The following is a 19,359-nucleotide window of genomic DNA, read 5'->3' on the forward strand; positions in this document are numbered from 1 at the left end:
CCTTGCACCTCCCACGCCAGCTCGGGCCGCTGCACGACCTGCCGGACACCCGGGAGGCATACGACGCCGTCCTCGCCGACGTCACCGCGCAGGCCCTCGCGCGCCTCACCCCCGAGGGCAACCTCGAACACCCCGACTGCGTCGATGACATCGGCGACACCTCCCTCGGTATCACCTCCCTGCTCGCCTTCGCCTGGCAGCGCACCAAGGACGACCGGCTGCCCGAGGCGGTCCGCCGCAGCCTCGCCTTCCATCTGCGCGAACGCGTCTACGTCGACGACAATCCCGGCTACCCGAACCTCAGGGTCCGCAACTCCGGCCTGCCGTACGCCCGTTACACCCTCACCGCCGGCGCACACCCCATCGGCGACTGGCCGAGCACGGTGTGGGCGCTGCTCCAGGCGGTGAACCTCCTCGACACGGCCGACGGTCTCGTCGAGGACGCTCAGCGCGCCGAACTCCTCGACGTGGCCCGCGGATACTGGCGCTGGCTGACCGAGGCGACGTTCTTCAACCCGCAGGAGGCCGGCAACCAGGCCATCGGCTGTGTCGTCGGCGGCCTGATGCTCGCCCGCCATCTGCCCCCGGAGGACGGGCAGTCGGTCCGCTCCCGTGCGGTCGAGCTGTACATCGAGAAGATCCGCACCCATCGGGTGGCGGACCGCGGCGCGCTGCTGCCGCCGGAGCACGGCGGGGCGTACGACAACAACTACGGCCCGATCTCCCTGTCCTTCCTCGCCCAGGCCCATCGTGTCAGCGGGGAGGAGATCTTCGCCGAGGACGGCGACGCCCTCGCCTGGTACATCGACGCCCGGCTGACGAACGGAGGCTTCGACAACGGCGGCCCCCGCTACAGCGAGCAGCACTCCGCCTTCGAATCAGTCCTCGGCCTGCGCTACTTCGGCGCCCGCATCGGCGCCGACCTGGGCCGTTACCGGGGCGACAGCCGTTGGGCCCGGCACGCGGTCCAGGAGGACGGCGGCGTCGACGGGCACTTCGCGTGGATGCTGGTCTGGCAGAGCCAGGACTCCACGCGCTGGCACCGTACGCCCTCGACCGAGCCCGTGCGCCACCAGCTGCGGGCGGGCACCGTCTCGGTGGCCTTCGACGACCGTATGACCCCGTCGGTCGTCGAGGCGGGCGGCACCTACTACCTGCCGGCCGCCGTGAACCGGCAGCACGGCTTCGGCCCGGTGCTGGACGGATTCGTGTTCTGCCGTCCCATGGGTGAGGTCCGGGTGAGGGACGTGCGTACCGACGGTCTGGCGGCGAAGCTGGTCACCAAGCCGGTGGTCGGCCGCGACCACGTCCTGCGGCACGTGCGGTCCCTGTACGTCACCGACGGCACGAGCCTGTGGACGACGGTCGCCATGGAACGCCTGCCCGGAGAGCCGTATCTGCTCGCCGGCCTGCCCTATGCGGCCGACGACGGCGACCGGGTGCGCCGGACGGCCGAGGGCGCGGTCGCGTCGGCCGGTACGCTCCGTCTGACCCACCCGCAGGAGCAGGGCGCGGAGCACTTCGACGCCCGATCGGAACTCACCCAGGAACAGGCGGCGTTCGCGCTCGCCGCCGACCCGCGCGGCTACGGCAACCCGGACGACGGCTGGCGCCACCTGGTGAGCTCCACCGCCCTGGAGGCGAGCCCGCTCCCGGGCGCACCGGACGACCTGCACGTGTTCGCCGTACGGTACGGCTCCGCGGCGCCGCTCACGATGTCGGTCGAACGGGACGGGGGAGGGCTGCGCGTCGGTACGTCCGTCTTCACCGCGGTGATCGGCGCCGACGACGAACGGGGGGAGCCGGAGCTGACGCTGCGCGCGGTCAGCGCTTGAGGGCGAGTTCACCCACCGGCACCACCAGGTCCGCCCGGTCGCGGGTCGCGGCGACCAGCTCCGCATTGCGCTGGTCGCTGCGCAGCACCCACTCCACCGCCTCCTCGTGCCCCTTGCCGAACTCCTCGTGCCGGGCGATCAGCCGGCGGAGGCGTTCTTCTTCGTCCAGTTCGCAGAACCACACGTCGTCGAGCCGGCTGCGGACCCGGGGCCAGGCTCCTGTGTCCAGCAGCAGGTAGTTGCCCTCAGTCACCACCAGCCGGGCCGTCGGCGGCACCGGGACGGCGCCCGCGATCGGCTGCTCCAGCACCCGCTCGAACCCCGGCGCATACACCACGTCGCCTTCTTCGCTCTCGTGCAGGCGGGCCAGCAGCGCTGCATACCCGGCCGCGTCGAAGGTGTCCGGTGCTCCCTTGCGGTCCCGGCGGCCGAGCCGGTCCAGCTCGACGTCGGCGAGATGGAAGCCGTCCATGGGGACGTGCGCGACCCACGGCTGCCCAGCCGTCCCGTTCAGCTCCCGCACCAGGTTCTCCGCCAGGGTCGACTTCCCCGCACCCGGACCGCCGGTGATGCCCAGAACGGCGCGACGCCCGCCGCGGGGAAGAGCGCGGGCACGGGTCAGCAGATCGTCGAAAGTCACCGGCACACGGCAGAGTCTGTCACCCGGGCGGCGGTGCGATGAACTGCGGCCGCGCGGGGAGTCGTCTCTCAGTAGAGGGGACACGTCCGTGATGAGGAAGGGAGCCGGTGCCGTGGCCGACGACGCAGCGCAGATCCGCACACTGATCGAGAAATGGGCCGAGGCCGTCCACCGCGGCGATCTCGGCGGCGTCCTGGCCGACCACGCCGAGGACATCGTGATGTACGACGTCCCACCGCCGCATCAGGGCCTTCGCGGCCTCGCCGCCTACCGCGCGACCTGGCCGCCGTTCTTCGCCTGGCAGGCCCAGGGCGCCTGCTTCGACATCGAGTCCCTGGACATCACCGCCGGCACCGACGTGGCCTACGCGTACGCACTCCTGCGCTGTGCGACGCCTCAGGAGCTGGCCGAACACCCCACGCTCCGCCTGCGGTTGACGCTGGGCCTGCGCAAGGAGCGGGACCGCTGGCTGGTGGCGCACGAACACCACTCGTTCCCGCACGACTGACGGGCCGGCGGGCTCCCGTGCGCGGTACGGGCGTTTCCCGCGGCCCCGGTTCAGGTAGGAGTCGGATGTCGGGCCGACGAAGAGGGGGAGTGGCATGACCGCGAGTGACATGGACGGCCGGTTGGGGGAGGAGTTCTTCACTCCGGGGACCGCTTCCTTCACCGACTTCCTGGCCGCCCACCGGCCCGAACTACTGCCCACGCGCCGCCCTTTCCCCGACGGGGTCCGGGCCGAGCCCGGCCGGTTCCCGCACGGCACCACCGTGCTGGCCCTCGCCTACCGGGACGGTGTGCTGATCGCCGGCGACCGCCGCGCCACGATGGGCAACCTCATCGCACAGCGCGACCTGGAGAAGGTGCACCCCGCGGACGACCACACCGCCGTGGCCTTCGCCGGCTCCGTCGGGCTCGCCCTGGACATGGTGAAGCTGTATCAGGTCGAACTGACGCATTTCGAGAAGATCGAGGGCATCCCGATGACCCTCAATGCGAAGGCGAGGCGTCTGGCCGGCATGATTCGGCAGAACCTCGGCCAGGCCATGCAGGGCCTCGCCGTCGTACCGCTCCTGACCGGCTACGACGGGGCGGCCCCGGACGGCGAGAAGGGCCGCATCTTCAGCTTCGACGTCGCCGGCGGCCTGTACGAGAAGACGGACTTCCACGCCGAGGGCTCCGGCTCGCCGTACGCCCGGGGCGCGCTCAAGAAGCTGTTCCACAAGGGCATGGACCGGCGGGAGGCGGCCCTCGCCGCACTCCAGGCCCTCTACGACGCGGCCGACGACGACTCCGCGACCGGCGGCCCGGACATCAACCGCCGTATCTACCCCATCGTGTCGGTGATCACCGAGGAGGGCTTCGAGCGGCTGTCGGAGCCCGAGACGGAGGCGCTGAGCCGCGAGATGGTCGAGCAGCGCCGCAGCCGGCCGGACGGGCCGACCGCCGCTCCCTGAGCGCGGGCCGGGCTTTCTCGTCTTTCCCCTTCCATGGGGAAGAGCTGCCGCGATCTTTGCTGCACATCGTTTGCAAGTGCTGGAAGATGGCACAAGGTTGCAGACCGCAGCCGCTGTGCACCCGAAGGAAGACCGCCCCGTATGACGGCCGCCCCCGACACCGCTCCGCCCCTCCCTGCCAAGGCCTCGGCGTGGCACCGTGTCCGCACCTCGATGACACGGGAGGAGTGGACCAGGATCGGCGGGATGGCCGCCTTCGTGCTCGCCCTGCACGTGGTCGGCTGGTTCACGCTGGTCGGGATCGTCGCACCCCAGCACTACAGCGTCGGCCAGGAGTCCTTCGGTGTCGGCATCGGTGTCACCGCGTACACGCTCGGCATGCGGCACGCCTTCGACGCGGACCACATCGCCGCGATCGACAACACCACCCGCAAGCTGATGGGCGAGGGACAGCGGCCCCTGTCGGTCGGCTTCTGGTTCTCGCTCGGGCACTCCAGCGTCGTCTTCGCCCTGGCGCTGCTGCTCTCCTTCGGCGTCAAGGCCGTGGCCGGACCCGTCCGTGACGACAACTCCCAGCTCCACGACATCACCGGACTGATCGGCACGACCGTCTCCGGGGCCTTCCTCTACCTCATCGCGATCATCAACCTCGTGATCATGGCGGGGATCTGGAAGGTCTTCCGGCGGATGCGGTCCGGCGACTTCGACGAGGCGGCCCTGGAGGATCAGCTCAACAACCGCGGCTTCATGAACCGCCTGCTGGGCCGCGTGATGAAGTCGGTCACCAAGCCCTGGCAGATGTACCCGCTCGGCCTGCTCTTTGGCCTCGGCTTCGACACCGCCACCGAGATCGCGCTGCTTGTGCTGGCCGGCTCCGGCGCCGCCTCGGGACTTCCCTGGTACGCGATCCTGTGCCTGCCCGTCCTGTTCGCCGCCGGTATGTCGCTGCTCGACACCATCGACGGCTCGTTCATGAACTTCGCCTACGACTGGGCCTTCTCGAAGCCGGTCCGCAAGGTCTACTACAACCTCACCATCACCGGCCTCTCGGTCGCCGTCGCCCTGCTCATCGGCACCGTCGAACTCCTCGGCCTGCTCGCCGAGAAGCTCGGTCTGCACGGCGCGTTCTGGGACTGGATCGCCGGCCTCGACCTCAACATCGTCGGCTTCGTCGTCGTCGGTCTGTTCTTCGCCACCTGGGCCGTGGCCCTGCTGGTGTGGAAGCTGGGACGCATCGAGGAGAAGTGGACGGCAGGCCTGTCACGGCCCGCGCAGCAGTCCGCCGACTAGACCCGCCGTCCGTTCAGGCGCTCAGCCCCGCAGCTTCAGCTCCTTGCGCCACCTGACGAACTGCTGGTCCGGGTCCCCCGTGTAGGACCAGGGAGTTCGTGTGGCCCGGCGGCCCAGCATCCGCAGCATGGCGGCGGCGACGTCCGGGACGTTCGCATTGCAGGCGGCGTGGGCCAGGTAGTTGAGGTCGCGCAGTTCGCCGGGGGCGACACCGCTGTCCGTGCGGCCCATGATCCAGCGCTGCCAGGTGCGGCGCACGTCGCTGACCGCACCGTCGTGGTTCCAGTGCTGCCCGAGGCCCACCGCGGACTGGCTGCCCTGCGCCGCGTCGAGGGCGTAGCGGTACTCCTCGACCCGGGCGTACTGCACCAGGACCGGCAGTGCGCAGCCCGTGGGTGCCACTCCGGCCGCGTCGCGGGCGAAGTCGTACATGAGGCCGTGGGTGCCGTGCCAGCGTGCCGAGTAGTAGTGCAGGACCTGCAGGTGGCCCTCCACGCTGTACGGGTCGCGCTGGTGCAGCTCGTCCCACCAGCGCGACAGTTCCTGCCGGCGCACTCCCGAGGAGTACAGCCGGGCCACCGAGATCAGGGAGATCCACGGCGTCGGGTCGTCCAGGTATGCCTCCGCGGCCTGCAGGCAGGCCGTCACCGCAGTGTCGATGCGGTGCTGGTCGATCGGCACGCCCCGGCCCGCGGCGATGGCCATGTTGAACGCGCGGGCCGTCTCCGTCGCCGCCCGCAGTACCAGCGCGTCACCGCTGTGGGGCTCGGCAGCCAGCCACGACTCCACCGTGGAACTGCCCGCGCAGGCCTGCGCGAGCGTCCGGACCCGGTGGCCGCGCGCGAGCCAGTCCGGGCCGGTGGCCCGCAGCAGGTCCCTGAGGCCCTGCCAGCGGCCGATGACGATGTCGTGACGTGCGGTGGTCAGGGGCGCGTCCCCGCAGTCGGGGTCGTAGTCGGGAGCGAATCGGTCTCTCGCCATCGGGGTCTGCCTCAGAAGTCGGTGGAGAGACCTTCGTGGACACGGGAGTTCGCGGCCGGCAGGCCGTCGGGGACGTACTCCGCCTCGACGGTGCGGCTGGCGTCCAGGCGGGCGGGCCGGTAGTAGTCGCTGCCCTGCCTCCAGTACCAGAACATCGGCACCAGCCCTACGGCGAGCCCGCCGATGCCGATCGCGATCGCCGCGGTGTCGAGCTCGCTCAGCGATTCGGCGAAGATCCAGAACATGAACAGGGCGCCGAACAGCGGCCACAGCCCGCCGAACAGGAGATTGGCGGGCGACTTCAGCAGCATCCTGCGGTACGCCACGACCACCGCGAGGCCCGCGAGACCGTAGTAGACGGCGATCTGCAGACCGATCGCCGAGATCGCGTCGGAGAGGATCTCACCCACCGAGCCCAGCGCGTTGGAGGCGATGAACATCGCCAGCGCCACCGCACCCACCACCGTGATGGCCACCCACGGGGTGTTCCAGGTGCGGTGCACGCGGCCCAACGCGGAGGGCATCGTACGGTCACGGCCCATCGCGAACAGGGAGCGCGTGACCTGGATGAGAGTGGTCTCCAGGGTGGCGATGGTCGACAGCATCACCGCCACGATCAGCAGCTTGCCGCCCCAGCCGGGCCAGATCTCCTCGCCGAGCGCACCCAGCACGTTCGCGTCGTTCGCCTCGATCTGCTTCGAGGACAGGATGACGTTCACCGCGATGGTGAACACCTCGAAGAGCAGGAAGACGATGCCCACCCCGATCAGGCCGGCGAGTCCCGTCGTACGGCGGCTGTTGCGGGTCTCCTCGCTCAGGTTGCTGGTGACGTCCCAGCCCCAGTAGTAGAAGGCGGCGACGAGCGCGCCCGACGCGAAGCCCGACACCCCGTCGAAGTGGGAGAAGCCGAGCCAGGACCAGTCGAACACGCGGGCGTTGCCAGTGTGGAAGACGGCAAGCACCGCGAACAGCGCCAGTATGGCCAACTCGACGCCGGACATGACGAGCTGGGCACGGACCGTGAGCCGGGCACCCCCGAGCACCACGAGCAGCATGATGATGAACCAGGCCGCGCCGACCACCGTCGACAGCGCGGTGTTGTCGGCGAGACTGTCGTCGAACAATGCCAAGGTCATCGAACCGGCGGGCAGCGAGCCGGCCACCATGAAGATGGTCGCCGAGATGACCAGCGCCCAGCCGCTGATGAAGCCGAGAAAGGGATGGAGGGTGCGCCCCACCCAGGAGTAACTGGCCCCCGCGTTCACGTCGATACGGCCGAGATAGCTGAACGCCAGCGCGATGCCCAGCATGGGTATCGCGCAGTACAGCAGCGCGGCCGGGCTGGCCAGGCCCACCGCGCCGACGAGGACCGCGGTGGTCGCGGCGATCGAGTACGCCGGGGCGCTGCCCGCGACGGCCATCACCACGGTGTCGAACGTACCGAGGGCATTGGCCTGCAGCCCTCTGCCCCTGCTGTTGCTCATGGTTGCGCTGCTTTCCGTCTTGCACGACGCGAGGGCGGCCCGCCCCGACGGCGTAGGGGGAGGTGGGGGGTGATGAACCCGCCCCGGATCACCGAGGGTTGGCCTCGGAGCAGATCAAGGGCAGCGAAAAACATAAAGGGGTGGTGGAGAGGCACGGCTGCCTGCGTTGTCATTCGGTCACACCGTGTGTGCGAGTGATGATAGCCCTACTCCTTGACCTTTCAAGATTGACCAAGGGGTAACCTCCTGCGCCGCCAAGGACGGCCGTGGTTGGACGGCGCGCAACGGGAAACGCGGATCGGGACACCGTACAGAAACGACCCGCCGCAGCGCGCGAGGGAGGCCCGCATGGGCAGCGAACACACGCGCCCCGAACCGATGGCCGACGACACCTACCAGCCCACCGCGACGAACGAGGAGCAGGAGGACGCGGCACCGCTCGACCTGCAGGACGCCATCGACGAGCCCACCTACGACGACACCCTCGACGAGGGCTACTCCCCACCGGAGAAGCCGCTCGGCGTCACCCGGCACGGCACGACGGCCGCCGAGCAGCACGAGGGCGAGAGTCTCGACGAGCGGCTCGACGAGGAGGTGCCGGACGTGACGGCACCTCCCGGCGACGAGGTCGGCGACCTCCCCGGAGGCGAGGGCGAACCCGTCGACCCCGAGGCCGGCACGGAACGCGCGGGCCGCCTGGTCGCTCCGGACGAGGGCACCCACCCCGACACGACCAAGGAGACGGTCGCCGACGATGTGGGCATCGACGGCGATGCCGCCGGCGCCGAGGAGGCCGCCGTCCACGTCGTCGAGGACGAGACGCAGCTGCCCGACGCCGAGCAGGGCCGCTGACACCGGCCCGTCAGTCGCCGATCCGGTCGATCTGCCGGAGTTTGTTCGTGGCGTCGAGGGCGGCGACCTTGTAGGACTCCGCCAGTGTCGGGTAGTTGAAGACCGCGTCGACCAGGTAGTCGACGGTGCCGCCGCAGCCCATCACCGACTGGCCGATGTGGATGAGCTCGGTGGCGCCGGTGCCGAAGCAGTGCACGCCGAGCAGGGTGCGGTCCTCGGGGGAGACCAGCAGCTTGAGCATGCCGTGCGAGTCGCCGATGATCTGGCCGCGGGCCAGTTCGCGGTAGCGGGAGATGCCGACCTCGAACGGTACGCAGTCCTCGGTGAGTTGGTCCTCGGTGCGGCCGACGAAGCTGATCTCCGGGATGGTGTAGATACCGATGGGCTGCAGGTTGTGCATCTGGCCGACCGGTTCGCCGCAGGCGTGGTAGGCGGCCGCCCGCCCCTGCTCCATCGAGGTCGCGGCCAGTGCGGGGAAGCCGATCACGTCGCCGACGGCGTAGATGTGCGGCACCTCGGTGCGGTAGTGCTCGTCCACGGTGATCCGGCCGCGCCTGTCCGCGGACAGCCCGGCCTTGTCCAGGTCGAGTTCGTCGGTAAGACCCTGCCGGCCCGCCGAGTACATCACGGCGTCGGCCGGTATCTTCTTGCCGCTCTCCAGGATCGTCAGCGTGCCCCGAGGATGCCGCTCCACCGCGGCGACCGTCTCGCCGAAACGGAACGTCACGGCGAGGTCCCGCAGGTGGTACTTGAGCGACTCGATGACCTCGACGTCGCACATGTCGAGCATCCCGGCACGCTTCTCGACGACCGTCACCTTGCTGCCGAGCGCGGCGAACATGGAGGCGTACTCCATGCCGATGACCCCGGCGCCGACGATGACCATGGAGCGCGGCACGCGCTCCAGCGCCAGCACGTTGTCGGAGTCCATGATCGTACGGCCGTCGAACTCGACGCTGTCGGGCCGGGCCGGCCGGGTCCCGGTGGCGATGACGATGTGCTCCGCGCTGAGCAGCCGTTCGTGACCGGTGACCTCGCGCAGCGCGATGGTGTGCGGGTCGACGAAGCTGCCGGTGCCGGCGAAGAGGGAGACGTGGTTGCGGGAGAGCTGGCTGCGGATGACGTCGACCTCCCGGCCGACCACGTGCTCGGTGCGCGAGGTCAGGTCGGAGACGGTGATGTCCTCCTTCAGCCGGTAGCTCTGCCCGTACAGATCCCGCTGGGTGAGACCGGTCAGGTACAGGACCGCCTCGCGCAGGGTCTTGGAAGGGATGGTGCCGGTATGGATGGAGACCCCGCCGACCATGTCGGGGCGGTCGACGACGGCGACCCGGCGGCCGAGCTTGGCCGCGGCGATGGCGGCCTTCTGGCCACCCGGGCCGGATCCGATGACAAGCATGTCGAAGTCGGGCACGATCCGGAGTCTGTCAGCCCCGGGCCCCGCTTCGAAAGACTGAACGGACAACGATCGCCCACGAAGTGACGGGGCGGAAGCCCCTGAAGGGGCGCGGGGAACTGCGCGACCAGCCACGACGAAGCCGCAGACAACCAACGGCCGATCGCGGCACATCCCATCGCGGCACAACCCAGCGGAGCGATAATGCCGCCATGGGCCACCGACTCGCCGACGCGAGCACCCCCGCCCGGCTGGCCGCCCCCGACGAGGGCATCGGCCGGGACGAACTGGCGCTCGCCACCCGCAACCACGGCCTCCCGCTCGAGGCACTGCGCTACGACGTCACCCCGCCGGGCCTGCACTACCTGCTGACGCACTACGACATCCCCTACGTCCCCGACGACACGCCCTGGCCACTGAGCGTCGGGGGCCGGGTCCGCCGTTCGCTGGAGCTGTCCCTGGCCGAACTGCGGGCCTTCCCCCAGGTCACCACGCGCGTGACGATGGAGTGCGCGGGCAACGGCCGGGCCCTGCTGACCCCCCGGCCCGTCAGCCAGCCCTGGCTCGTCGAGGCGGTCGGCACCGCCGAGTGGACGGGCGTACCGCTGCGGCTGCTGCTCGCCGCGGCCGGAGTGGAGACCGATACCGTCGACGTGGTCTTCACCGGCGCCGACCACGGCGTGGAACGCGGCGTCGAGCAGGACTACCAGCGGTCCCTGCCGGTGGACGTGGCCACGGGCACCGAGCCGGAGGTCCTGGTGGCGTACGCGATGAGCGGTGCCCCACTGCTGCCCCAGCACGGCCGGCCGCTGCGCCTGATCGTGCCCGGCTGGTACGGGATGGCCCACGTGAAGTGGCTGCGCGAAATCACCGTCACGGATGCACCGTTCACAGGATTCCAGCAGGCCGTTGCCTACCGGCTCCGGCAGGACTCCGCCGACGAGGGCCGGCCGGTCACCCGCATCGAGCCGCGCGCCCTGCTGATCCCGCCAGGCTTCCCGGACTTCATGTCCCGCTCCCGCGTGGTGCGGCCCGGGCCGGTGACCCTGGAGGGCCGCGCCTGGTCGGGGCGGGCGCCACTCGCGCGCGCCGAGGTGAGCACGGACGCCGGGCGCACCTGGCACGAGGCCGAACTGGAGCCCGACGGCGGGCGCCGGTGGGCGTGGCGCCGCTGGCACCTGGACTGGACGGCGACCCCCGGCGAGCATGTGCTGAGCGCGCGGGCCACCGACGCCGAAGGACACACCCAGCCGCTGGACCAGCACTGGAACCGCGGAGGCTTCACCAACAACCTCGTCCAGCGGGTGCCGGTGCTGTGCCTGGAGCCCGGCGACACGGACTGAACCGGCACCGGGTCTCCAGGCGGGCGTACGAGAACGGGTACGGGTACGGCTCTACGGCAGCAGTTTCTCCAGGGCGGCGGGGCCCTCCGCCTCCAGCTTGCGCCTGGCCCATTCGAGGTTGTGCGGGGTGATGTCCCTGCCCGTGGCAAGGACGAGGTCCTCCGGCGACACATCGGTGCCGGTGCGGGTGTGGAGCAGGTCGTCCGGGGTGACGCGGTCCTCGGACGGCCCGGACACGTCGGGCTGTGACGTCGGCATGATCTCTGCTCCTCGAGTCCGGATCGCTACTGCTAACACCATTCAACGCGGGAGCCCGGCGTGCATCCGGAAGCGTACGCAAGCGGCCCGAGATGCCGGAGTGACAGGGCGGGCGTCTAATGAGAGAGGTCTGACGAGAGACGACGACCGTCTCGACCGGCAGGGAAGACCGAGGCCATGTCACCGAGCCGCAAGGACGCGGGGGACGCGGGGGCTGTCACCGGAGGGGTTCTGCGACGGCTGGGGGAGTGGTGCGCCAGGCACTTCGTGATCGTCATCCTGGCCTGGCTGGTGGCGCTCGTGGCGCTGCAGACCCTCAACCGGTCCTTCGGCGGGGAGTACTCCGACAACTTCTCGCTGCCGGGCGTGCAGTCCCAGCAGGGCCTGGACGTCCTGAAGAAGCACGATCCCGCCGCGGGCGGGTACAGCAGCCAGATCGTCCTGCACGACGGGCAGAAGTCCCTCACCGCGCTGAGCTCGCAGATGTCCACCACGATCGGCGACGTGCAGAAACTGCCGGACGTCCTGTCGGCCCAGAACCCGCTGTCCGCCCCGGCCTCGAAGGTCGGTCCCCTCGCCTCCGACGGGAAGACCGCCTACATCACCGTCCGCTTCGACGTCCAGCCCTCGACCCTGGGCGACAACTATCTGAGCGGCGTGGACAAGGCGGTGCAGCCGCTGCGCTCGGCCGGTGCCCAGGTCGAGTACGGCGGACCGCTCGGTGAACTGGGCCGGCCCGCAGCCGACGACCGGGTGAGCGAACTGATCGGCTTCGCTGTCGCGATCGTCGTCCTGCTGATCGGCTTCGGCAGTGTGATCGCCGCCGGTCTGCCCCTGTTCACGGCACTGGTCAGCGCCGTCGGCGGGCTCGCGATCCTCGGACTGATCGCTGCTGCGTTCACGTTCGCGACCGTGTCGCCGACCCTGGCGACCATGATCGGCCTCGGTGTCGGCATCGACTACGCGCTGTTCCAGCTCACGCGGCACCGCCAGAGCCTCATGAACGGGGCGGATCCGGTTCATGCGGCAGGCCATGCCACCTCCACCAGCGGGCGGGCCGTGCTCGTCTCCGGCTGCACAGTGATCATCGCGCTGGCCGGCCTGTACGCGTCCGGGGTGAGCTTCATCGGGAAACTCGGTCTGGCCGCCGCCATGACGGTCATCTCGGCGGTCATCGGTGCACTGACGCTGCTCCCGGCCATGCTCGGGCTGATCGGCAGACGCATCGACCGCTACCGGGTCCGGCGTCCCGTCGCCGAGACCGACGCCGAGCCCGGAGCCGAGCCGACCGGCACGTGGCACCGCTACGCGCAACGCGTGGAGCACAGGCCCTGGCAGTTCCTCGCGGCAGGCGTCACAACCGTCGTCGTCCTCGCCATCCCGTTGCTCTCCATCCAGCTCGGCCACATCGGAGACGGCGCCGACCCCACCTCCTTCACCGACCGCCGCGCCTACGACCTGATGACGAACGCGTTCGGCCCCGGCTCCAACGGCCCGCTCACCGTCGTCATCGACCAGACCTCCGTACCGTCCTCCCAGCGGTCCACCCTCTCCTCCCAGGCCCAGAAGACCCTGAACTCAGTGGCCGGCGCCTCCACCGTCACACCCCTGACACCCACCAAGGACGGCGATGTCCTGGTCGGCACGGTCTACTCGAAGCAGTCCCCGCAGAGCGCCACCACCACCGAGCTGACCAACCGGCTGATCCACCACACGCTCCCCGACGCGGTCTCCGGCACCTCCGCCAAGGGCTACGTCACCGGTACGACGGCCGCCCAGGTCGACTTCCGTGACATCGTCGCGAGCCGGCTGCCCCTGATCATCGGCGTCGTGGTCGGCCTCGCGTTCCTGATCATCCTGGCGGTCTTCCGCGGCCTGCTCGTCGCGGTCAAGGCGGCCGTCCTCAACGTGCTGTCGATCGGTGCCTCGTACGGCGTGGTGGTGGCCGTCTTCCAGTGGGGCTGGGGCGGACCCGCACTGGGCGTCCACGGCAAGGTGCCCATCGAGAGCTATGTGCCGATGATGATGTTCGCGATCATCTTCGGCCTGAGCATGGACTACGAGATCTTCCTGCTCTCCCGCGTCCACGAGGCCTGGCTGCGCACCGGCGACGCCAAGGCCTCCGTCGCCCATGCGCTGGAGATCACCGCACGGGTCATCACCTGCGCCGCCCTGATCATGGTGAGCGTCTTCGCGGCCTTCATCGTCAGCGACAACATCGTGGTCAAGATGCTCGGTCTGGGTCTCGCGGTGAGCGTGCTCATCGACGCGACCGTCGTACGGCTGCTGATGGTTCCGGCCGTGATGACGCTGCTGGGGCCGCACGCCTGGTGGACTCCCCGCTGGCTCGACCGGATCATGCCGCACATCGATGCCGAGGGCGACCAGACGGCAGGTCCCGCGGCGGACGTCAGCCGGCGTCCGGTGACGCGGGCGTGAGGACGAGCATCGTCACGTCGTCGAGAACGGCAGGACAGTACCGTACGAGATCCGCCCACACCCGGTCCGCGAGTACGGCCGGGTCGTCGTCGGCCAGTGCGGACAGGCGGTCGGTCAGCGGGTAGAAGGTGCCGGAGGGGTCGCGGGCCTCGCTCACGCCGTCCGAGGCCAGGAACAGGCTGTGGCCGGGCTCCAGCCGCAGGGTGAGCCCGGCGTGCGGGCGGCCGTCGGACAGGCCGAGACCGAGCGGCGTCCACGCGGCCAGTTCGATCTCGGTGGCCTGCCGGCCGCGCAGCAGCACGGGCGCCGGATGACCGCAGGACACCATCCGCACCGACCGGCCGTCGGGCGAGAACTCCAGCAGTACGGCGGTCGCGAACAGCTCGGCGTACCGGGACGACGCCGAGTCCAGCTCCAGCCTGCGGTCGAGGCGGGCGGCCACCGACTCCAGGTCCGGCTGGTCCAGCACGGCCTCCCGGAAGGCCCCCAGCAGGGAGGCGACCGTGGCGACCGCAGCCAGCCCGTGCCCCTGGACGTCGCCCATCACGGCCCGCACCCCGTGCGGTCCCTCGCGTACGTCGAAGAAGTCGCCGCCCACCAGCGTGCCGCGCTGCGCCGCCCGGTACAGGCCGACGCAGCGGACCGGACCGACCTGCTCGGGCAGCGGGGGGACGACGGCGCGCTGTGCGGCCTCGGCGACTGTGCGCTCCAGATCCAGCTGGGCGTCGCGGCGGCTGCGCACATAGGACACGAACACGCTCAGCACGGAGACGAAGGAGATGGTCAACAGGTCCGTGTTGCCCGGGTGGTTGAGCTGGAAGGCCGGGATGTTGAGCACGGCGACGACGACACCGCCGAGGACCGCGGTCGCCAGCGGCCCGTACGAGAGGACGGCCAGCGGCGGGATGGCGCCCAGCAGAAAGCCGATGTCGAGGGGGTCGCGGCTGGCCAGGGTCGCCGCGCAGACGCCCACGATCAGGCCGAGCGGGAGCACCCGCACCAGCCGGGGCGGCGGCGCGCCCCGCAGCCAGCCCCGCCGGTCGTGGTCCTGCCGGCGCGGTGACAGGAGGTGCACCTTTCCCACAGCACCACGCTCCTACGGCCGGACGCCGCCCGCACGCCGGGCCGACTGTCGGTGCCGGGTGGCATGCTGATCAGCGGTGGTGATCGGCGGCGGCTGAAGGGGATGCGGCGTGGGATTCGAGGGCGAGGTCTGGCGTCTGCGCAGCGGCGAGGCACCGGTCGGGGAGATCCTGATCGACGACGCCGACTTTCCGTGGCTGTCCGGCCGTTTCACCGCCGGTCCGGCCTTCGACGCGGTCCGGGATCTGTTCGCCCGTGAACTCGCCCTGATCGAGCGGGACGACGAGAAACACCGGCAGGAGTGGGAAGCGGCCTACGACGAGATCACCAGACGCGTGTCCCTGTCGTCGCCGGACGGACCCGTTCCCGAGTTCCTGCTGCACATCGAGGGCGACCGGGCCTGGTTCCGCTGGAGCGACGAACCGTTCGAGCATGCATAGGGGCGCGGGGGTGCCCGGCGTGCGGGTGGTGCTGATCGGGGGCACGTCGAACGTGGGCAAGTCGACGGTCGCACGAGCGGTGGCGGAGCGCCTCGGGTTCGCGTATCGGTCGACGGACCTGCTGGCCCGTCACCCCGGGCGGCCGTGGAGAACCCCGGAGCGTGAGGTGCCCGCGCATGTCGCCGAGCACTATGCGTCGCTCACGGTCGACGAGCTGCTCACGTCCGTGCTCGCCCACTACGAACGGCTGTGGCCCCGCATCCGGACGCTCATCGCGACCCATGCGGCCCAGGGCGGGGCGGGCGCGGGCCTCGTCCTGGAGGGCTCGGCGCTGTGGCCCGTCCGCGTCGCCCGACTGGACGTCCCGCACACGGCCGCCGTGTGGCTGACGGCCGACGAAGCCGTGCTGCGCGCCCGGGTGCACGCGGGCGGACGGTACGAGGCGGCGACGGACGAGGAACGGGCGCTGATGGACAGCTTCCTGGCTCGCACGCAGCGCTATCAGAGCCTGATGGCCGAGGCCTTGGACGAGTTGGGCCTCGACCGCATCGATGCCGGTGCTGGGCGGACCGTCGCGGCGGTGGTCGACTCCATCCTCGACGTGGTGGCGAAACAGACTGCGGCGAGCGGACAGTGACGCCGCGTCAGCCGGTGGTCCTCTCCAAAAGGGCCTGGGCCTCGACGAGGATCTCGGTGACCCGCTGGCCGAAGGCCGCGTCGCACGCGTGCGGTCGCCCGGTGCGGGCGGCGTCGAGCAGCGCGTCAGCGGCGTGCCCGAGCGCGGTGACGGCCCCCTCGGCGCTCTGCGGCAGCATCGACACCCCTGCCGCGCCCCGGAGTTCGACAGCGGCGCCCGCCGCCGCGGACGGAGCCGACAGACTGAGCGTCAGGGTGCTCGACGCACCGCCGACATGGTCGAGGACCAGATGGACCGTGTCCCCGGTACCGGGCGCCGCAGCCGCCACACGCCGGGCGTCACCGAGGACCGGCAGCAGCACGGACAGGGCATGCGGGCCCACGTCCCACAGCGCGCCCTTCTCCCGCCGCCACGGCGAGTTCGCGAACGGGCTCTCGCTGTCACCTCCGAACAGCGCCCCCAGCCACTGGGCGTGCGCCGTGAACCAGCCCCCCACCCCCGCCTGTTCGGTGATCCACGCCTCGGTCTCGGTCAGGAAGCGGCTGGTGAAGAAGACGACCGAGGCGACTCCGGCCTCCTGGACCGCGGCGACCACGGCCCGTCCCTGCCCGACCGTCGTGGCGAGGGGCTTGTCCAGCAGCAGATGGCACCCCGCCCGCGCCGCCCGCACCGCGAGCTCCGCCTGTACGGCCGGCGGCAGGGCCACCGCCACCGCGTCCACGTCGGCGAACAGCGCGTCGACGTCGTCGTAGGCACGCGTGCCGAACCGGTCGGCGAGCTGCTTCGCGGCCTCCGTGCGGCGGCCCCACACCCCCACGAACTCCAGCTCCGTGTGCTCGTGCAGGGCGGGGGCGTGCGCCATCTCCGCCCAGGGGCCGGTACCGAGAAGTCCTATCCGCATGCCGCCGCCTCTCCACTCCGCCGCGCGTTGCGACGACTGGTCGCCAGCGAGCGTCGCACACCGACCGGCCGACCGCGCAAGCAGATTCTGCGGAGTCGGCGATTCAGTTGTGCGGCTGCTGAATGCGTTCTCTTTCCTCTATTGGACCTGCGGCCCGTGGGCGGGTCAGGCTGGGTGCGGTTCGGCTTCCCGCACGCCATGTTCGGCGAGTCGAACGTCATTCGGTACCGCGCGACAACCGGAAGAGGCCACGAGCACATGCAGACCCGCCGCATCGGTGACGTCGAAGTCAGCGCGATCGGCCTGGGCGGGATGCCCATGTCGATCGAGGGACGGCCGGACGAGGCGCGCTCCCTCGCCACCATCCACGCCGCCCTCGACGCGGGCGTGACCCTGATCGACACCGCGGACGCCTATCACCGGGACGCCCACGAGGTCGGCCACAACGAGACCCTGATCGCCAAGGCCCTCTCCTCCCACGACCGCGGCCGGGACGTCCTGGTCGCCACCAAGGGCGGCCATCTGCGCCCCGGCGACGGCAGCTGGACCCTCGACGGCAGCCCTCGCCACCTCAAGGAGGCCTGCGAGGAGTCCCTGCGCCGCCTCGGCGTGGAGGCAATCGGGCTCTATCAGTTCCACCGCCCCGACCCGAGGGTGCCGTACGCCGAGTCCGTCGGTGCGATCCGGGATCTGCTGGACGAGGGCAAGATCCGACTTGCGGGCATCTCCAACGCCAACCCCGACCAGATCAGGCAGGCGAACGACATCCTCGGCGGCCGGCTGGTCTCCGTGCAGAACCAGTTCTCCCCGGCCTTCCGCTCCAGCGAGCCGGAACTCGAGCTGTGCGACGAACTCGGCATCGCCTTCCTGCCCTGGAGCCCGCTCGGCGGCATCTCCCGGGCCCGTGAACTGGGCTCCGCCTACGCGCCGTTCGCGCGGATCGCCGAGGCCCACGGAGTCAGCCCGCAGCGCGTGTGCCTGGCCTGGATGCTCGCCAAGTCGCCGGTGGTCGTCCCCATCCCCGGTTCCAGCCGCCCGGAGACCATCCTCGACTCCCTCGCCGCGACCGGACTCGCCCTGGACGCCGAGGAACTCGCGCAGCTCGACGCCGTCTGACACGACACACCAGGTCACCATGGAGGACCCCGCCGATGGCGTCGTCCTCGGAAAGACCCCTCGACCACCGCTGCCGCAACGAACACCGGATCCGCACCCCGGGTACCTGTTCCGCGCCGACCGCCGTCACCTGATCGCGGCGGTCGGCGTGTTCACCGTCAAGCACAGCCCAGGCATCCGAACTCGAGGACAACGAGGGCAAGGCGCAAGTGTCCGCGCTGCACGGCTCCGTCACCTTCGGCAGCGTCGGCCACGCGCCCGACGACAGCAGCAGGCCCGCCGTACGCGATCTGCGCATACGGCGCGGGCAAGTCCACGGTGCTGAACCTCGTCAACGGGTTCATCCGCCCCATCTAGGGCCGGATCCTGTTCGACGGCACCGTCCGCGAGAACGTCGCCTACGGCATGGACGAGGCCGACGAGGAAACGGTGCGCACGGCGCTGCGCGACGCGGCGCCCGTCTGTCGGGCGGGCAGCGCCTGGGGAGCCTGGCAGTCGCCTGCGCCCTGATCCGAGACCCCAAGGCGTTGATCCTGGACGAGGCGACCTCGGCCCTGGACACCCGCTCCGAGGCCCTCGTCCAGCAGGCGCCGACCCGGCTGTCCACCCTGCGGAGTGCCGACCGGATCGTCGTGATGGGCGAGGGCCGCATCCTGGAGACAGGGACGGACGAGGAACTCCTGCGCGGCGGAGGGGCGTAAATGCAGCTGCACGGCGGACAGGTCGCCTGAGCCGCCTTGCGTGCGCCCCCGGCCGCCTGCTCAGGCGGCGCTGCTGCGGCGCATCCCGTGGGGGCAGGTCGAGTCGTGGTGAATGCCGAGGCTCGTCCACCACCGTTCGCAGCACGCGGCGTCCAGCTCGCCGCGCACGATCTCGTCGGTGGCCGTGCGCGCCGGGTGGCGCGACACGACAGCGGCCCTGCGCAGGTCGCGGATCAGGGTCTCGCGGACGACGGCGATGACCGGGACCAGGCTCGCCGCGGCGAACAGACATGCGGCCCACCGCGGGCCGTGGAGGAATTCGAGGACCGTGGTCCAGGCGAGTTCGGCGCTGGTGGTGAGGTAGAGGGTGCAGAGGAGGCGGCCGGAGCGGTTCATGGGGTTCACCGTTCGTGCTGAGGGGGTTACCCTCTGTTCAACGCCTCGCGGCGCGCTGGGAATCGGGTCGGACGACGGTTTTGCGTCAATTGAGGCCCGGGGCGCGGAAG

The 19,359-nt window shown here is 70.7% G+C and carries 18 protein-coding genes and 1 pseudogene; 11 read left to right on the plus strand and 8 right to left on the minus strand.

What is annotated here, in order from left to right; translation table 11 throughout:
- Positions 1-2 precede the first annotated feature (2 nt).
- Complete coding sequence (locus tag IH68_RS0122275) at positions 3-1,835, plus strand: hypothetical protein (RefSeq protein ID WP_030937940.1); 1,833 nt, start codon at positions 3-5, stop codon at positions 1,833-1,835.
- On the opposite strand, the gene IH68_RS0122280 is transcribed toward IH68_RS0122275, so the two are convergent.
- Positions 1,825-2,481, minus strand: coding sequence for a nucleoside/nucleotide kinase family protein (locus tag IH68_RS0122280; RefSeq protein WP_030937942.1), 657 nt, complete (start codon positions 2,479-2,481; stop codon positions 1,825-1,827). The genes IH68_RS0122275 and IH68_RS0122280 overlap by 11 nt on opposite strands.
- An 85-nt stretch (positions 2,482-2,566) precedes the next feature.
- On the opposite strand from IH68_RS0122280, the gene IH68_RS0122285 reads away from it, so the two are divergent.
- From IH68_RS0122285 to IH68_RS0122295, 3 genes are all read left to right on the plus strand, one after another.
- Positions 2,567-2,983: a YybH family protein gene (locus IH68_RS0122285; protein WP_199931905.1), complete on the plus strand. Its 417-nt coding sequence runs from the start codon at positions 2,567-2,569 to the stop codon at positions 2,981-2,983.
- Between the two features lie 94 nt (positions 2,984-3,077).
- Positions 3,078-3,932 (plus strand): proteasome subunit beta, encoded by an 855-nt coding sequence (gene prcB, locus IH68_RS0122290; protein WP_030937946.1) that lies wholly within the window; start codon positions 3,078-3,080, stop codon positions 3,930-3,932.
- A gap of 141 nt (positions 3,933-4,073) precedes the next feature.
- Positions 4,074-5,222 carry a HoxN/HupN/NixA family nickel/cobalt transporter gene (locus IH68_RS0122295; RefSeq protein WP_030937948.1) on the plus strand — a complete coding sequence of 383 codons (1,149 nt, stop codon included), beginning with the start codon at positions 4,074-4,076 and terminating at the stop codon, positions 5,220-5,222.
- A 21-nt stretch (positions 5,223-5,243) separates the two neighbouring features.
- Here IH68_RS0122295 and IH68_RS0122300 read toward each other — a convergent pair whose 3' ends face one another.
- The gene (locus tag IH68_RS0122300; protein ID WP_030937950.1) at positions 5,244-6,203 is read right to left on the minus strand and encodes a hypothetical protein; all 960 of its coding nucleotides are present in this window, start codon (positions 6,201-6,203) and stop codon (positions 5,244-5,246) included.
- An 11-nt stretch (positions 6,204-6,214) separates the two neighbouring features.
- Positions 6,215-7,687: an APC family permease gene (locus tag IH68_RS0122305; protein WP_030937952.1), complete on the minus strand. Its 1,473-nt coding sequence runs from the start codon at positions 7,685-7,687 to the stop codon at positions 6,215-6,217.
- A gap of 348 nt (positions 7,688-8,035) precedes the next feature.
- Between IH68_RS0122305 and IH68_RS0122310 the strand changes: the two genes are divergently transcribed.
- Entirely contained in the window at positions 8,036-8,539 is a 504-nt protein-coding gene (locus IH68_RS0122310) for a DUF5709 domain-containing protein (RefSeq protein ID WP_030937954.1), read from the plus strand.
- 10 nt (positions 8,540-8,549) lie between these two features.
- Here the strand turns inward: IH68_RS0122310 and sthA are convergent, their stop codons facing one another.
- Entirely contained in the window at positions 8,550-9,953 is a 1,404-nt protein-coding gene (sthA, locus tag IH68_RS0122315; protein WP_030937958.1) for a Si-specific NAD(P)(+) transhydrogenase, read from the minus strand.
- Between the two features lie 194 nt (positions 9,954-10,147).
- On the opposite strand from sthA, the gene IH68_RS0122320 reads away from it, so the two are divergent.
- On the plus strand, positions 10,148-11,278 hold the full coding sequence (locus IH68_RS0122320) for a sulfite oxidase (RefSeq protein WP_030937960.1): 1,131 nt from the start codon (positions 10,148-10,150) through the stop codon (positions 11,276-11,278).
- A gap of 51 nt (positions 11,279-11,329) precedes the next feature.
- Here the strand turns inward: IH68_RS0122320 and IH68_RS0122325 are convergent, their stop codons facing one another.
- Complete coding sequence (locus IH68_RS0122325) at positions 11,330-11,536, minus strand: hypothetical protein (RefSeq protein WP_030937963.1); 207 nt, start codon at positions 11,534-11,536, stop codon at positions 11,330-11,332.
- A 177-nt stretch (positions 11,537-11,713) separates the two neighbouring features.
- On the opposite strand from IH68_RS0122325, the gene IH68_RS0122330 reads away from it, so the two are divergent.
- Positions 11,714-13,975 carry an MMPL family transporter gene (locus IH68_RS0122330; protein ID WP_037885023.1) on the plus strand — a complete coding sequence of 754 codons (2,262 nt, stop codon included), beginning with the start codon at positions 11,714-11,716 and terminating at the stop codon, positions 13,973-13,975.
- Here IH68_RS0122330 and IH68_RS0122335 read toward each other — a convergent pair.
- Entirely contained in the window at positions 13,947-15,059 is a 1,113-nt protein-coding gene (locus IH68_RS0122335) for a PP2C family protein-serine/threonine phosphatase (protein WP_030937969.1), read from the minus strand. The two genes, IH68_RS0122330 and IH68_RS0122335, sit on opposite strands and share 29 nt — an antisense overlap.
- Positions 15,060-15,168: 109 nt before the next feature.
- Here IH68_RS0122335 and IH68_RS0122340 point away from each other — a divergent pair, with 109 nt between their 5' ends.
- Both IH68_RS0122340 and IH68_RS0122345 read left to right on the plus strand, forming a co-directional pair.
- Positions 15,169-15,498, plus strand: coding sequence for a hypothetical protein (locus tag IH68_RS0122340; RefSeq protein WP_030937971.1), 330 nt, complete (start codon positions 15,169-15,171; stop codon positions 15,496-15,498).
- A complete protein-coding gene (locus IH68_RS0122345) occupies positions 15,491-16,135 on the plus strand; it encodes an AAA family ATPase (protein ID WP_051833634.1) in 645 nt (214 codons plus the stop codon). Before IH68_RS0122340 ends, IH68_RS0122345 begins: the two co-directional genes overlap by 8 nt.
- Before the next feature lie 7 nt (positions 16,136-16,142).
- Here IH68_RS0122345 and IH68_RS0122350 read toward each other — a convergent pair whose 3' ends face one another.
- The gene (locus IH68_RS0122350) at positions 16,143-17,036 is read right to left on the minus strand and encodes a Gfo/Idh/MocA family protein (RefSeq protein WP_030937984.1); all 894 of its coding nucleotides are present in this window, start codon (positions 17,034-17,036) and stop codon (positions 16,143-16,145) included.
- Between the two features lie 258 nt (positions 17,037-17,294).
- On the opposite strand from IH68_RS0122350, the gene IH68_RS0122355 reads away from it, so the two are divergent.
- Positions 17,295-18,152 carry an aldo/keto reductase gene (locus tag IH68_RS0122355; protein ID WP_030937986.1) on the plus strand — a complete coding sequence of 286 codons (858 nt, stop codon included), beginning with the start codon at positions 17,295-17,297 and terminating at the stop codon, positions 18,150-18,152.
- Between the two features lie 143 nt (positions 18,153-18,295).
- Positions 18,296-18,853, plus strand: a pseudogene (locus IH68_RS53315) (ABC transporter ATP-binding protein); the annotation flags it as partial.
- A 60-nt stretch (positions 18,854-18,913) separates the two neighbouring features.
- Here IH68_RS53315 and IH68_RS0122375 read toward each other — a convergent pair.
- Positions 18,914-19,249, minus strand: a complete 336-nt coding sequence (locus IH68_RS0122375; protein ID WP_030937992.1) for a hypothetical protein — start codon at positions 19,247-19,249, stop codon at positions 18,914-18,916.
- Positions 19,250-19,359: the final 110 nt, after the last annotated feature.

It is taken from the genome of Streptomyces sp. NRRL S-646 (assembly GCF_000720765.1).
Taxonomy (GTDB): domain Bacteria; phylum Actinomycetota; class Actinomycetes; order Streptomycetales; family Streptomycetaceae; genus Streptomyces.

What these genes read in the sequence shown, in the direction of transcription:
- IH68_RS0122320 (WP_030937960.1), top strand. Translation starts at nt 10,148, where the DNA reads ATGGGCCACCGACTCGCCGACGCGAGCACCCCCGCCCGGCTGGCCGCC.
- IH68_RS0122305 (WP_030937952.1), bottom strand. Translation starts at nt 7,687, where the DNA reads ATGAGCAACAGCAGGGGCAGAGGGCTGCAGGCCAATGCCCTCGGTACG.
- prcB (WP_030937946.1), top strand. Translation starts at nt 3,078, where the DNA reads ATGACCGCGAGTGACATGGACGGCCGGTTGGGGGAGGAGTTCTTCACT.
- IH68_RS0122325 (WP_030937963.1), bottom strand. Translation starts at nt 11,536, where the DNA reads ATGCCGACGTCACAGCCCGACGTGTCCGGGCCGTCCGAGGACCGCGTC.
- IH68_RS0122350 (WP_030937984.1), bottom strand. Translation starts at nt 17,036, where the DNA reads ATGCGGATAGGACTTCTCGGTACCGGCCCCTGGGCGGAGATGGCGCAC.
- IH68_RS0122345 (WP_051833634.1), top strand. Translation starts at nt 15,491, where the DNA reads ATGCATAGGGGCGCGGGGGTGCCCGGCGTGCGGGTGGTGCTGATCGGG.
- IH68_RS0122375 (WP_030937992.1), bottom strand. Translation starts at nt 19,249, where the DNA reads ATGAACCGCTCCGGCCGCCTCCTCTGCACCCTCTACCTCACCACCAGC.
- IH68_RS0122355 (WP_030937986.1), top strand. Translation starts at nt 17,295, where the DNA reads ATGCAGACCCGCCGCATCGGTGACGTCGAAGTCAGCGCGATCGGCCTG.
- IH68_RS0122295 (WP_030937948.1), top strand. Translation starts at nt 4,074, where the DNA reads ATGACGGCCGCCCCCGACACCGCTCCGCCCCTCCCTGCCAAGGCCTCG.
- IH68_RS0122310 (WP_030937954.1), top strand. Translation starts at nt 8,036, where the DNA reads ATGGGCAGCGAACACACGCGCCCCGAACCGATGGCCGACGACACCTAC.
- IH68_RS0122330 (WP_037885023.1), top strand. Translation starts at nt 11,714, where the DNA reads ATGTCACCGAGCCGCAAGGACGCGGGGGACGCGGGGGCTGTCACCGGA.
- IH68_RS0122285 (WP_199931905.1), top strand. Translation starts at nt 2,567, where the DNA reads ATGAGGAAGGGAGCCGGTGCCGTGGCCGACGACGCAGCGCAGATCCGC.
- IH68_RS0122300 (WP_030937950.1), bottom strand. Translation starts at nt 6,203, where the DNA reads ATGGCGAGAGACCGATTCGCTCCCGACTACGACCCCGACTGCGGGGAC.